13 protein-coding genes are annotated in these 13,727 nt (G+C 60.9%); 12 read left to right on the top strand and 1 reads right to left on the bottom strand.

Features of this window, described 5'->3' with window-relative positions; genetic code table 11:
- Positions 1-76 precede the first annotated feature (76 nt).
- Positions 77-2,005 carry an EAL domain-containing protein gene (locus tag AB5Y84_RS08285; protein ID WP_368176750.1) on the top strand — a complete coding sequence of 643 codons (1,929 nt, stop codon included), beginning with the start codon at positions 77-79 and terminating at the stop codon, positions 2,003-2,005.
- Positions 2,006-2,081: 76 nt separating this feature from the next.
- Here AB5Y84_RS08285 and AB5Y84_RS08280 read toward each other — a convergent pair whose 3' ends face one another.
- Complete coding sequence (locus tag AB5Y84_RS08280) at positions 2,082-3,005, bottom strand: 1-aminocyclopropane-1-carboxylate deaminase/D-cysteine desulfhydrase (RefSeq protein WP_368176749.1); 924 nt, start codon at positions 3,003-3,005, stop codon at positions 2,082-2,084.
- Between the two features lie 87 nt (positions 3,006-3,092).
- Between AB5Y84_RS08280 and AB5Y84_RS08275 the strand changes: the two genes are divergently transcribed.
- The 11 genes from AB5Y84_RS08275 (at position 3,093) to AB5Y84_RS08225 (ending at position 13,718) form a co-directional block, all read left to right on the top strand.
- On the top strand, positions 3,093-3,956 hold the full coding sequence (locus tag AB5Y84_RS08275) for a hypothetical protein (protein WP_040069497.1): 864 nt from the start codon (positions 3,093-3,095) through the stop codon (positions 3,954-3,956).
- Entirely contained in the window at positions 3,956-4,549 is a 594-nt protein-coding gene (locus tag AB5Y84_RS08270; RefSeq protein WP_005348605.1) for a PilN domain-containing protein, read from the top strand. Before AB5Y84_RS08275 ends, AB5Y84_RS08270 begins: the two co-directional genes overlap by 1 nt.
- Complete coding sequence (locus AB5Y84_RS08265; RefSeq protein ID WP_368176748.1) at positions 4,549-5,196, top strand: MSHA biogenesis protein MshJ; 648 nt, start codon at positions 4,549-4,551, stop codon at positions 5,194-5,196. The genes AB5Y84_RS08270 and AB5Y84_RS08265 overlap by 1 nt, the downstream gene beginning before the upstream one ends.
- On the top strand, positions 5,189-5,518 hold the full coding sequence (locus AB5Y84_RS08260; protein ID WP_005342886.1) for an MSHA biogenesis protein MshK: 330 nt from the start codon (positions 5,189-5,191) through the stop codon (positions 5,516-5,518). The genes AB5Y84_RS08265 and AB5Y84_RS08260 overlap by 8 nt, the downstream gene beginning before the upstream one ends.
- 70 nt (positions 5,519-5,588) lie before the next feature.
- The gene (gene mshL / locus AB5Y84_RS08255) at positions 5,589-7,337 is read left to right on the top strand and encodes a pilus (MSHA type) biogenesis protein MshL (RefSeq protein ID WP_368176747.1); all 1,749 of its coding nucleotides are present in this window, start codon (positions 5,589-5,591) and stop codon (positions 7,335-7,337) included.
- 92 nt (positions 7,338-7,429) lie between these two features.
- Complete coding sequence (mshM, locus tag AB5Y84_RS08250) at positions 7,430-8,320, top strand: MSHA fimbrial biogenesis protein MshM (RefSeq protein WP_368176746.1); 891 nt, start codon at positions 7,430-7,432, stop codon at positions 8,318-8,320.
- On the top strand, positions 8,317-9,411 hold the full coding sequence (locus tag AB5Y84_RS08245) for a tetratricopeptide repeat protein (RefSeq protein WP_368176745.1): 1,095 nt from the start codon (positions 8,317-8,319) through the stop codon (positions 9,409-9,411). Before mshM ends, AB5Y84_RS08245 begins: the two co-directional genes overlap by 4 nt.
- A 74-nt stretch (positions 9,412-9,485) precedes the next feature.
- A complete protein-coding gene (gene mshE, locus AB5Y84_RS08240) occupies positions 9,486-11,195 on the top strand; it encodes an MSHA fimbrial ATPase MshE (RefSeq protein ID WP_167573664.1) in 1,710 nt (569 codons plus the stop codon).
- A gap of 3 nt (positions 11,196-11,198) precedes the next feature.
- Positions 11,199-12,419, top strand: coding sequence for a type II secretion system F family protein (locus tag AB5Y84_RS08235; protein ID WP_342401846.1), 1,221 nt, complete (start codon positions 11,199-11,201; stop codon positions 12,417-12,419).
- Between the two features lie 88 nt (positions 12,420-12,507).
- Positions 12,508-12,969: a hypothetical protein gene (locus AB5Y84_RS08230; RefSeq protein ID WP_270905497.1), complete on the top strand. Its 462-nt coding sequence runs from the start codon at positions 12,508-12,510 to the stop codon at positions 12,967-12,969.
- Positions 12,970-13,046: 77 nt separating this feature from the next.
- On the top strand, positions 13,047-13,718 hold the full coding sequence (locus tag AB5Y84_RS08225; protein ID WP_368176744.1) for a type II secretion system protein: 672 nt from the start codon (positions 13,047-13,049) through the stop codon (positions 13,716-13,718).
- Positions 13,719-13,727: the final 9 nt, after the last annotated feature.

Below are 13,727 nucleotides of genomic sequence, written 5' to 3'. Positions count from 1 at the left end.
TTCATCCATAGCTGTGGCCCGATCGCCGCTGCTACCATGAGGCGACATGGATGATGCTGGGCATACGGAAAGGCGCATGAAACTCACTACACAGCTTGTCTCATTTATCACCCTTTGCGTGATCGCAGCCATGGCGACCGTGCTGATTGGCGGGGTGTTCAGCTTTCGCGAGCTGGGCATGGAGTTGCAGCAAAAGAAGGTCGATGCGCTGGTCGAAGTGATCGACAAGCAGCTCGATGTTGCTCACGACATGGAGGATATGAGCCACTGGCTGCCTACCCTGCTGCGGGCTGCTCATGTGGTCGAGCTGGAGGTGCGCCAGAATAACCAGCGGGTCTACTGGTTCCGCGATGTGCGCAATCCGGTCGACGAGCAGCTGCTGGTGCCATACAGCCACCTGCTGCCCCATCAGGCCGGCATGCAGGCGAACTTCAAACTGGAGCGCCCCTTCAAGGAGGCGGAATACTCCATCAAGGCGATGTCCGGCATCTCGCTGGGGATCTTTATCGTGGTGTTCGGTCTCTGGTACTCCATCCGCTGGCTGCGCCAGCAGCTGCGCGGGGCCGAGCTGCTGGGCATTCGCGCCCAGCTGATCCTCGATGACAAGCTCTCCAAACTGAGTCATGACCCCGCCGAAGAGTGGCCGGTTGCCGCCAGTCAGGCTCTCGATCATCTGCTCGCCGAGCTGGCGGATGCCCGCAAGGAGCGCAGCCGCTTCGACAACTTCATTCGCAGCAACGCCTTCGTCGACAAGATGACCGGCATCGGCAACCGGCTGTTTTTCGACAATCGGCTGGAGAGCGCCATCATGGAGGCGAGCGTGATGAGCGGCGGCGTGCTGCTGATCGATCTCGCCTGTCTGGAGGAGCTGGAGGCCGATCAGTTCGAGCTGTTGGGGCACGATTTGATGATGGAGGCGAGCGCCACCATAGGTGCCTTCGTGCGCAAGCATAACGGTGCCCTGCAGGCCCGCTATGCCGGCCAGGTTTTTGCGGTGTTGCTGCCCAATATGTCCGAGAGCGAGATGGTGGATAGCGCCAGCCAGCTGCTCAAGAGCCTGCAACGGCTGCATTGGCCGCAGGAGGTCAACCCGGAGACTGCGGTCTATCTCGGCGCCGTCTGTTATCAGGCACAAGACAGCCTGCTCAAGGTGCAGGAGGAGGCGGAGCTGGCCCTCAAGAGCGCTCGTCTGCAAGGGCACAACGGCTGGTTCCTCTACGAGAAGCAGCTGGATGAGGAGCAGAGCAGCAAGGGCACGGTACGCTGGCGTACCCTGATCAGCCGCCATCTCGAAGAGCACGGCATCGAATTTTACACCCAGCCGATCCAGCAGGATCGGGGGCAGGTGGTGTTGCAGCAGGAGTTGCTCACCTATCTGCACGACGAGCAGGGGCGGGCTTTGCAGGCGGGGATCTTCATGCCGATGGCGGAGAAGGTGGGCTTGTTGCTGCAACTGGATCGGCTGGTGGCGGAGCAGACCCTAGCCCTGCTGCGCCAGCGTTCCGAGCAGAGCTGCCCCATCAGCCTGACCCTCAGTGCACAGAGCCTGCTCAACCGCGAGTTCCAGCGCTGGCTCTTCTTCGCCCTGTTCCAGCTGCCGCGCAGCACCAACGAGCGGCTGATCCTGCAACTCTCCGAATCCCAGGTGACCCGCCACTTCGAGGCGCTCAAGCGGCCGCTGCGCTCCTTGCGGATGCTGGGCTGCCAGCTGGCCATCGATCATGCCGGTCAGGATGTGGTGAGCACCCAGTACATCAAGGAGTTCGAGATCAATTTCCTCAAGCTGCACCCCAGCCTGGTGCGGGAGATCCATGCCCGTCAGGTCAACCAGATGGCGGTGCGCAGTCTGGTAGGCGGCTGCGCCAATACCCGCACCCGGGTGCTGGCAGTGGGGGTGGAGAGTGGCGACGAGTGGAAGATGCTGCGCCACCTCGGGGTGCATGCCGGGCAGGGGCCCTGGTTTGCCGAGCCCCAGCGGCTGGTGCTGGAACCGGCTGGTGATTGAGATAAACAACAGAGGGTCGCCTTGGGGCGACCCTCTGTTGTTTGCGATGCTGTTTGCGGTTGCCGTCAGGCAGGGATTACAGTCGGCCCTGCTCCCGCAGCCCGGCGAGCCCTTGCATGCCGCCAGTGTGGATAAAGACGATTCTGCTGCCGGGGGCGATACGGCCCGCCGCCAGTTCGCGAAACAGACCCCACATCGCCTTGCCGCTGTAGATAGGCTCAAGGGGCAGATCGGTCGTGGCGCTGAAATTCTGCACCCACTGCCAGAGGTCCGGGCTGAACTTGGCATAGCCACCATCGTGGTGATCGAGCGCGATGCGCCAGCCGGGGATATTGGCAGCCGCGGGATGGAGGCGACACACCTCGTCAGCGATAAAGCCGCCACCTTTCAGTACCGCAATGGCGAGGATCTGCTCCCGATCCCGTTTGCCGGCGATCAGGCCCGCCAGAGTGCCGCCGCTGGCGCAGGGCAGTACCCAGAGATCCGGCGAGAAGGGCACTTCGCCGACCAGTTCCGCCACCCCGGGGATGGCCAGCGGGCTGCTACCCCCTTCCGGCACGATCAGGGTATCGGGGGCATCGAATTGGGCCAGCCAGCCGGGATCCTGCCGTCGCCGGTAACTCTGGCGGTCGACAAAAACGAGATCCATGCCCCAGTGCCGGGCATCCCGCAGGGTAGAGTTACTGACTGCGTCATATTCGCCCCGTATGATACCGGTAGTACGAAGACCAGATTGGCACCCCGCTGCCGCCAGCGCGTGGATATGATTGGAGTAGGCGCCGCCAAACGAGAGCAGATGCCGTTTGCCGTGCTCTTTGGCATGCAGCAGGTGGTACTTGAGCTTGCGCCACTTGTTGCCGGAGATGGCCGGATGGATCAGGTCATCCCGCTTGCACCACAGCTCGACGCCATAGCGGGTCAGCAACGGATGGTGGAGGCGTTGCAGGGGGGAAGGGAGGATGGCTTGACCCTCTGACTCGGCGGAAAGGTTGGCTTGCAATGGTGAGTCCGTCTTTTAATCTGGAGGCTAATCTGCTGTTTATGTTAATATTTCATACATTTAATCACTATTGATGGGCGGGCTTACATGAAACAACTGTTCAGACGGTCGACGCCAAGCCGCCAGGTCGGGCTCTTGCTGGCCAATGACAGGATCATGCTGGCTGCGGTGGGGAATCCCCCCGTCTTCGCGACGCGCACCATCAACGGCCCACAGGAGTGGGCAGTGGCCATGAACGAGCTGTTCAGCCGTCATGGGCTGGCCAAGTCTACGGTGCGGGTGGCCCTCGCCGCCAGCCTTTATCAACAGATCCAGATCGACAAGCCTGCCGTGCCTGACGCCGAGATGGCGGGGGCGCTCCCCTGGGCCATCAAGGACTATGTCAGCGAACCCGTGCTGCAACTGGCGATGGATTATGTGGACTTGCCCACCCCGCCTGCCGGTCGCCCGCGCATCAATGTGATCTGCCTGCCCAAGAGCCGGGTGCAACAGCTGGCCGATGCCATCAATGGCATCGCCACCCTGCAATCCATCATCAGCGACGAATTGGCGCTCACCTCTCTCTATGACGCGGATGACACGGTGCGCATGCTGCTGTGGCAGCCCAAGGGGCAGGATCTGCAACTGCTGGTCTTCCATCAGGGCGGGCTCTGCTTCTCCCGCCAGCTGCGCGGTTTCACCAGCCTGACTGGCGAACATGAACCGGACAGTATGTTGCTCGATTCGCTGGCGCTGGAGATCCAGCGCTCCCTCGACTATCTGGCGGGCCAGCTGAAATTGCCCGAGCTGGGGCAGATGCAGTTTGCCGTCGCCTCGCCCTTTATCGGCACCCTGGTGCGCCACATGGAGCAGACCTTCGGCTTTGCCGTCTCCGCCATGGCCAACAAGGCGATCCTGGCCGGCGTCGAATACCTCTCGGCTTACGCAGCCGCCATCGGGGAGGATGCGTGATGAAACGTCAGATAAACCTCTATGGCGCCGAGTTTCGCCCCAAGCGGCAGTGGGCCAGCCTCAATCAGATGGCGCTGGTATGGGGCTTTGCGCTGCTGCTGATCCTGTTGACGGGTGTTGGTTACAGCTGGCAGCAGCAGCAGGTCAGCCGGGCGCTGGCGCAGCGCTCTGCCGAGCTGGAACTCAAGCGCAGCGAGGCGCAGCGGCTCGATGCCGAGCTGGCGCGCCATCAGGCAGATCCCCGGCTGCAACAGCAACTGGTCAACAAGCAGGATGAGCTGACGGCCAAGCAGGGGCTGATGCGCCAATTGGGCAGCCTAACCCTGCAAAAATCCCAGGGCTATGCCAGCGTGATGGCGGATCTCTCCCGCATTCGCAACAGCAACCTGTCGTTGCAGCGCATCGAGATCAACGAAGGGCGGATCAACCTCTCCGGCTTTGCCGGACGCAGTCAGGATGTGCCGGCCTGGGTCAACCGCTTCAAGCAGACCCCGAGTCTGGTAGGCAAGGAGTTTGGTGAACTGACCCTCGGCCGTGACAAGGAGGGTCGCCTGACCTTCCAGTTGAGCGGCATTGCGCGGGAGAAACCCTGATGAACCTGAAAGCACAATGGCAGGCATGGGGCCAGCGTATCGCCCTGTTGAGCCAGCGGGAGCGGGTGTTGATCCTGCTAACTGGTCTGGTGTTGCTGGGCGCGGCCGGACTCTACGGCTGGATCGATGGCGCCGATACCCGCCTGCAGCAGGATCGCATGGCCCTGAGTGCCGCCGAGCGTGACCTCGAGATCATGGAGCTGGAAAACCTCGGCAAGCAGGCCCGGCTCAAGCGGGATCCCAATCAGGGGGTTCGCGACCAGCTGGCACAGGTCGAGGCGGATCTGGCCCGGATCGACGATGAGCTCAAGGCCCAGACCGTCGATCTGATCCCGGCGCACGAGATGCCGCTGGTGCTGGAGGCGCTGCTCTCCCGCTCCGCCAACCTTCACATGCTGGCCCTCAGTTCGCTGGAGCCGACCCCGCTGATGGCGGGAGAGCAGAAGGTCAATCTCTACAAGCATGGTATCCGGCTTCAGCTTGAAGGCGGCTATTTCGATGTGTATCAATATCTTAAAGCGCTGGAAGCCTTGCCGCGCCACTTCTACTGGAAGCAGTTCGACTATCAGGTCAAAGCCTATCCCGGCGCGGTGGTGGAGATGGAGATCTACACCCTGAGTACCAGCAAGGAGTTTATCCGTGGCTAGAGTATTTGCGTTGTGCTGCTGCCTGTTCAGCTTGCTGGTACAGGCGGAGCAGGTCGAGGTATTGCAGGATCCCACCGCGCCGCTGGCTGATGTGGCGGTTGGCGCCCGTGCGACCGGCGAGAGCAGCGCCGGTTTGCCGAAGCTGCAGAGTGTGGTGCTGGGCAATGGCCCGGCACTGGCGGTACTCAATGGCAAGAGTTATCGGGTCGGACAACAGGTGGACGGCTATACGCTGGTGGCCATCAATGCCGATGCCGTGGTGCTGGAAAAGGCGGGAAAACGCCATGCGGTAACACTGTTTGCCAGCAAGATCCGGGTTTGAGTCGTGCTTGCCTCTCGAGAGGTGAATCGGCTTTATCGAGTTTAATTGCAAGTCAGGGTGCCCTAATTACATGAAAAAAAACCGTCTCTGTCTGATCACCGTGGCCATGATGGCTGCAGGCTGTACCACGTATCAGCACCCCGAGCCGACCCAGGCGAAGGATGCCCTCAAACAGGCCATGAACGAACAGCAGAAACAGGCTGCCCCTCTGACCGCGTTGCCCAAATCGGTGCAAAGTGAATTGCTGCAGCTGAACCGGCCGCAGATGCCGGTCGGCATGCCGGAGAAGCGGCTGCGTATCGCGGCTCACGATGTGGAGGCGGTGGAGTTTTTCGGTTCCCTGTTCAAGGGCTCCCGCTACAGCGTGGCGGTTCACCCCGGGGTGGCCGGGCTGGTCTCCGTCGAACTCAAGGATGTGACTCTGCCGGAGGTGCTGGCGGTGGTGGGCGACATGTACGGCTTCGACGTGCAGCGCAAGGGCAATGTCTTCCATATCTATCCGGCGGGTCTGCGTACCGAAACCATCCCGGTCAATTACCTGATGATGTCCCGTCGTGGCCTCTCCCGCACCTCGGTCAGCACCGGCGGGGTGACTTCTAGTGAGAACAACTCAAACAACAGCGGGTTGAATTCCAACAGCAATACCGAAATATCATCTAGCCAGAATGGCACAGGTATTTCGAGTAATACCAATACTCAAACCACATCGAATGGTACCCAGATTGAGACTGATACCAACAGTGATTATTGGACCGACTTACGTGACACTTTGCAAACACTGATTGGAAATGGTGATGGTCGGGCTGTCATCACCAGCCCACAGGCAGGATTGGTCACTATTCGCGCCTATCCGAAAGAGCTAAAAGCAGTCCGTGAATTCCTGACTCAATCCGAAAGTCATTTAAAACGTCAGGTCGTACTCGAAGCGCGAATTATGGAAGTAGCTCTTAGTGAAGGTTATGAGCAGGGGGTAGATTGGAGCGGTTTGACAGCTAGTTGGGATGGAAATAAAGGTATTCCCAAGGTGGCTCAGCCAGACCTGATGGCGCCTAATATCCCAGAGAGTCAGCAGACCTATAACCTGCTTAAGGGGGGAGGATCCCTTGGCGAGAGTCTGGTTGGTGCAGTAAATCCGATCTTTAACGCAATTGGTGGGGGGGCTGGTTTCACTATTACTGACGGCAACTTCAATGTGGCGGTCAACCTGCTCAAGACTCAGGGGGATGTGAATACCCTCTCCAGCCCCCGTGTCACTGCGACAAACAATCAGAAGGCTGTGATAAAGGTCGGGACGGACGAGTACTTCGTCACCAATGCGACGACGACGATTACCTCAACCACAACAGGGACTGAGCGGACGCCAAATGTTGAGTTGACACCCTTCTTCTCCGGTATTGCGCTGGACGTAACGCCACAGATCGATGAAGAGGGCAAGGTGCTGCTTCATATCCATCCGTCAGTGATTGATACCGAAGAACAAAACAAAACCATCGATCTGGGCACCACGGGAGGCAAGATGACCTTGCCGCTCGCCAAGAGCTCGATCCGCGAGTCGGATACCGTGGTGCAGGCCAATAACGGTGACATCATCGTTATCGGCGGCCTGATGAAGACCGACAAGCAGGAGATCGTCAGCAAGGTGCCGCTGCTGGGGGATATTCCCTGGGTGGGTGAAGCCTTTACCAACCGCCGCGAGAGCACCAAGAAGGTGGAGCTGGTGATCATGCTCAAACCGACCGTGGTGGAGAAAGATACCTGGCAAAACGAGCTGCAACGCTCCTCCGAGCTGCTCGACAAGTGGTATCCGGCCAAGGGCTGACCCATGACACCAGATGCGGTCACCCTCATCCCGAACGGCCTGTGCTGCCTTGCCAGCACAGGCTGCTTGCTTGCCGTGGCAGGTGAGGTCTCATGTACCTGACCCACTTCGGCCTGCAGGAGGCACCGTTCAGCCTCACTCCCAATACCGGCTTCTACTACGGCCTGCCGCCTCACGAAGAGGCGCTGCAGGTGCTCAACTGGGCGCTGGCGCAGGGGGAGGGCTTTATCAAGGTGACCGGCGAGGTGGGTACCGGCAAGACCCTGCTCTGTCGCAAGCTGCTCAGCGAGCTGGGTTCGGAAGCGCGTCCGGTGCGGCTTGCCTGGTTGCCCAATCCCCACCTCACTCCGGCCGAGCTGCGCATCGCGCTGGCGCTGGAGCTGGGGTTGGCTGTACGGGATCAGAGCGAACTGGATCTGACCGATCGTATCCATCGTCACCTGATCAGCCTGCACCTGCAGGGCAGTCGGGTGGTGGTGCTGATCGACGAGGCGCAAGCGCTGCCGGACGAGACGCTGGAGGCGATCCGCCTGTTCGGCAATCTCGAGACCGAATCGAGCAAGCTGCTGCAGATCGTGCTGTTTGGCCAGCCGGAGCTGGATACCAGACTGGGCAAGCCGCATCTGCGCCAACTGCGCCAGCGGATTGGCTTCTCCTACTGCCTGCGGCCGCTACGTTTTGACGAGACTCGCGCCTATCTGGAGCACAGATTGCAGGTCTCCGGTTACCGCGGGGCACCGCTGTTTGCAGGTCGCGCCATGCGTCTGTTGTGGCGCGCATCGCGAGGGATCCCGAGACTTATCAATATCCTGGCGCAGAAGTGCCTGATGCTGGCCTATGGTCAGGGTGTGCGTCAGATCGACAGTCGTCTGGTCCGGCTCGCCATTCGCGATACCGACGATGCCCGCCGCTTTGCGCCACGGCGCTGGTGGCCCCTGTTACTGTTGCTGGGGTGCGCCCTGGCTTATGGAGTCTGGCCATGAGTGTCATCAACCAGATGCTGAAAGATCTGGATCGGCGCCAGCAAGGATCCGATGGCGCTGCCGTCTATATTGCCCCTGCGCGCCAGCAGGGATGGTGGATGTTGCTGTTGACCCTGATCTGCGGTCTGGCACTGGGGATCCTTGGTTGGCGAACCTGGATCTACTGGCAGCAGACCCATATCGTCACGGCTGCCAGCGAAGTGGTCGCCCCCGATGCGGTGACTCCCGATGTGGTGGCAAGGGCCGCCGCGCCCGTCAGCCAGCCCGAGCCGGTCGAGGTGGCGGCCTCGCTGCCGCTGCCAAGCCAGGATGCGGTGAATGATGAGGTTGGGGAGCATGACTCTGGCGATACGGCCTATGGGGTGCCCTTTGATGCCTCCAGCGATGTTGACGAGTCCGAGCCGACCGATGAAGAGCTGCAGCCCGAGCTTTACGCCGAACTGGCGGCAGAGCAGCAGGCAGTCGCCAGCGCGCCTCGCAAACCGAGCGTATTGAAGATCGAGACGGTGGAGCTGTCGGCCAAGGAGCTGGCGGCACTGGCGGAGCGCAAGGCGACCACCGCCATGGCCAAGGGGAGCCTGCGGGATGCCCAGGACAACTACTATCAGGTGCTGGCCCACGACCCCTATAACCAGGGCGCGCGCGAGCAACTGGCGGGTTTGCTCTACGGCGAGGGCCGCCTGACCGAGGCGCGTCAGCTGCTGGAGGAGGGGATCCGGCTCGATCCCCAACAGGCCGATTTTCGTCTGCTGCTGGCCCGCCTTGCCATCAGCGAGGGGCAACAGCAGCAGGCGCTTGGCTGGTTGTCCGGTTATCAGCCGGATCTCGCCAGCAACATGGACTACTACGCGACCTGGGCCGGGCTGACTCAGGAGCTGGGCCAGAATGCCGATGCGGCGGCGCTCTATGTGAAGCTGCTGCGTCAGCAGCCTGATCAGGGCCGCTGGTGGCTTGGCCTCGGTGTGGCCGAGGATAGTCAGGGCCACAGCCAGCGGGCGCTCGATGCCTATCGCAACGCCCTGCTGCACGGCAACCTCGGCGAGGCGTCGACCAATTGGCTGGAACAACGAATTGGCCAACTAACCCCTTGATAAACAGCAGGGCCGATTAGCAAAGCCTAATCGGATGCGGCAACGGGTGTGAAGTAACAGAGATCGGAGCAAACATGGCACAACCCAGACTGAAAATGCGCCTCGGCGACCTGCTGGTACAAGAGCAGATCATCTCTGATGATCAGCTGCAGCTTGCCCTGCAGCAGCAGCGTCAGACCGGCCGCAAGCTGGGCACCACTCTCATCGACCTCGGCTTTATCAGCGAGGTGCAGCTGTTGCAGTTCCTCGCCCGCCAGCTGGATGTGCCCTTCTTTGATCTCAACAACCTCACCATCGACGCCGCCGCGGTGCCACTGCTGCCCGAAGTGCAGGCGCGTCGCTATCGGGCGCTGGCGGTCAACCTTACCGACGACAAGGTGACGGTGGCCATGTCGGATCCGGCGGATCTGAGCGCACTGGATGCCATCGCGGCCCTGCTCAGCCCGCGCATTATGGTGCTGGCGGTGGCGCGGGAAGGGCAGCTGCTGGAGTATTTCGACCGCCTCTATCGCCGTACCCGCGAGATTGAAAGTTTCGCCGAACAGCTGCAGGAGGAGTATCAGGACTCCGGCTTCGAGCTGGGCTCCAGCAATCTGGGAGCCAATGACGAGGGGGAGGCGACGGTGGCCAAGCTGCTGCGCTCCCTGTTCGAGGATGCGGTGCAGGTGGGGGCGTCGGATATCCACATCGAGCCGGACGAGAAGGTGCTGCGGATTCGCCAGCGGATCGACGGTATCCTCCACGAGAATATCCTCAACGAGGTGCGCATCGCCCAGGCGCTGGTGCTACGTCTCAAGCTGGTGGCGGGGCTCGATATCTCCGAGAAGCGCTTGCCGCAGGATGGCCGCTTCAACATGAAGGTGCGCGGTCGCGATGTGGATGTGCGGATGTCCACCATGCCGGTGCAGTATGGTGAGTCTGTGGTGATGCGTCTGCTGGATCAATCATCCGGCATCCTCTCGCTGACCGAGACCGGCATGCCGCCGGAGATCCTGACCCGTTTCCGTCGCCAGCTCAAACGGCCGCACGGGATGATCCTGGTTACCGGCCCGACCGGTAGCGGCAAGACCACCACCCTCTATGGCGCCCTCTCCGAGCTCAACCAGTCCAGCAACAAGATCATCACGGTAGAAGACCCGGTGGAGTATCGTCTCTCCCGCATCAATCAGGTGCAGGTCAACCCCAAGATCGGCCTCACCTTCTCCAACGTGCTGCGCTCCACCCTGCGTCAGGATCCGGACATCCTGCTGGTGGGTGAGATGCGGGACAACGAAACGGTTGAGATCGGTCTGCGTGGCGCCATCACAGGTCACCTGGTGCTGACCACACTGCACACCAACGATGCGGTGACCAGTGCCTTGCGCCTTATCGACATGGGGGCGCCCGGCTATCTGGTGGCGAGCGCCCTGCGGGCGGTGGTCGCTCAGCGGCTGGTGCGGCGGGTATGTGAGCACTGCGTCGAGGAGAAGGCGCCCGACGAAGGGCAGGCCACCTGGCTCACCGTGCTCTCCGGCGAGGTGCCCGGCCAACACACCTATCACAAGGGCCGGGGTTGCCAGAGCTGCAACTTTACCGGTTATTCCGGCCGGATCGGGGTCTACGAGCTGCTGGAGCTGGATCAGCCGATGATGGATGCCCTGCGCCGCAACGATGCGGAAGGGTTCGCCAAAGCGGCCCGTCAACACGAACACTACCGGCCGCTTGCCCTCACTGCCCTCGATTATGCCCGTCAGGGAATCACCTCGGTGGACGAGGTGCTGCGACTGGCCGAGGATTTGGGGTAAGCGATGGCTAACTTTGCCTACAAGGGGCGTGACAGCCAGGGCAACGCCACCAGTGGCGTGGTCGAAGCGGCCAACGAGATGGCGGCCGCCGAACAGCTGATGCGCCGTGGCGTGATGCCCACCGAGCTCAAACCGGGCAAGGCCAAATCCGCTGCCATCGACTGGTCACTGTTGCTGGAAGGGGGCGTCAAGCTGGATGAGCTGGTGATCTTCAGCCGCCAGATGTATGCCCTGACCCGGGCCGGGATCCCGATCCTGCGCGCCATCGCCGGGCTGGAGGAGAGCACCCACAGCAAGCCGCTCAAGCGGGCGCTTCACTCGCTGGGGGAAGATCTTGGCAACGGTCGCCCGCTCTCCAGCTCGATGCAGGCGCACCCCAAGGTATTCAGCAGCCTGTTTATCGCCATCATCCATGTGGGTGAGAACACAGGTCAGCTGGAAGAGGCCTTTTTGCAGCTCGCCAACTATTTCGAGCTGGAGCTGGAGACCCGCAAGCGGATCAAGACCGCCATGCGCTACCCCAGCTTCGTGATGATCGCCATCGGTATCGCCATGGTGATCCTCAATATCATGGTGATCCCGGTGTTTGCCGGCATGTTCGCCAAATTCGGGGTGGAATTGCCGCTGGCTACCCGCATTCTGCTCGCCACCTCGCACTTTTTTGTCAACTACTGGTGGCTGCTGCTCGCTATTCTGGCGGGGATGGTATTCGGTTGGCGCCGCTGGGTTGCCACCACCAAGGGCAAGCTGACCTGGCACCGTTGGCAGCTCAAGTTGCCGATCGTCGGCACCATCATAGAGCGCTCCCTGCTGGCCCGTTTTGCTCGCAGTTTTTCCATGATGCTCAAGGCCGGCGTGCCGCTGAACACGGCGCTGACCCTGGTGGCCGATGCGGTGGATAACGCCTGGATGGCGGGGCGAGTGCGGGATATGCGCGCCGGTATCGAGCGGGGCGAGAGCCTGCTGCGCACCGCCAGCAGCAGCGGCCTGTTCACCCCGCTGGTGATGCAGATGATCGCCGTGGGGGAGGAGACCGGTCAGGTCGATGACCTGCTGCACGAAGCGGCCGAGTATTACGAGCGCGAGGTGGATTATGACCTCAAGAGTCTCACCGCCCGCATCGAGCCGATCCTGATCGGGATCGTGGCAGTAATGGTGTTGATCCTGGCGCTGGGTATCTTCACGCCAATGTGGGACATGATGCGCGCAGTTCGCGGCAAGTAATCTTGCTGGAGCTGGATATCTTCACACCTGAGTGGTGGGACATGATGCGAGCCGTAAGAGGCAAGTGATCGGTGGAGTCGAGGGCTGGATGAGCAGACAGACGCAGCAGGATGATCGCTGGCTGACCGGATATAGGCGAATCGCCGTGATCATCCTGCTGATGGTGATCGTGGCGACCCTGGTGCGCAGCTATCAGGGCCACCGGGAAGAGGCGCAGCAGCTCACTCTCACCTTGCTGGGGGAGCAATTTGCCGAGCGGGCACAGCGTTTGCACGGCATTTGGCTCGATGAGCGGCGCCCGCAGACACTGCATGTCGCCGGCAAGGGGTGGCAGTTTGATGCCCGAGGGTGGCCCCTGGGGCTGGTGCCGCTGCAATCTCCTTCGGAAAATTGCCGTCAGTTGTGGCTGGCACTGATGGGTGAGACGAAGGGGGGCGTGCCTCCCCTGCAGGTACTGGCCCGTCCCGATGGCAGTGGTTGCGAGATGGGGTGGGATGGTTATTGGCTGGTTTATCAGTTTTCTGACGGGCGGGTGATGAAAAAGCCTTGAATGAAACTAATCATATGACCCAACTACATGATTTTTTTGGGCCTGCATGAAATAATGTGGGGCATTACGGAGGGAGCATGACAATGAAACCAATGGCACCAACAATGCCGGAAAACGGGATGAGAAGACGGTCTGCCGGCTTTTCCCTCATTGAGCTGGTGATCGTTATCGTGATCCTGGGGATCCTGGCGGTGACTGCACTGCCGCGCTTTCTCGATGTGACTGACGAAGCGAAAAAGGCCAGCGTGGAAGGAGTCTCTGGCGGTTTTGCTACCGGCGTTTCACTGGTTCGGGCGCAATGGGAGGCGGAAGGTCGCGCCAAACAGGACAGCCTCAATACCGTGCTCTATGACGGTAGTCGCTTCTATCTGACCACACCGACCGAGACCCAGATCAGCAACGGCGAGCTGTCGCCCGGCTATCCCATGGATACCGTTGCAAGCGTTAATCCCGATGTGGATCCGGCTAATCTGACCGCCGAACGTTGTCTCAATATTTGGGAGGGGTTACTGCAAAACCCGCCCAAGGCTACGGCCAGCTTCAATGAAGTGCGCGGTAGCGGCAATGACCTGAAATACTATGCCACAGTGAGCAGTAATGGACTGGATTCGGCCTGCCGTTACTATTTGGTCAATAGTTTGAGTAAGGGTAGTGATGGCAAGTATCAGGATCCGCAAGGCAAGACTGATGCATTTATGAGTTTCAGTTACCGTCCGGCGTCCGGTCAGGTGACCACCAATATTAACTGACAGAGGAAA

This window comes from Aeromonas sp. s11, from assembly GCF_040907945.1.
GTDB lineage: Bacteria > Pseudomonadota > Gammaproteobacteria > Enterobacterales > Aeromonadaceae > Aeromonas > Aeromonas veronii.
The sequence above is the reverse complement of the archived record's forward strand: the minus strand, read 5'-3'. Positions and strand labels throughout refer to the sequence as shown.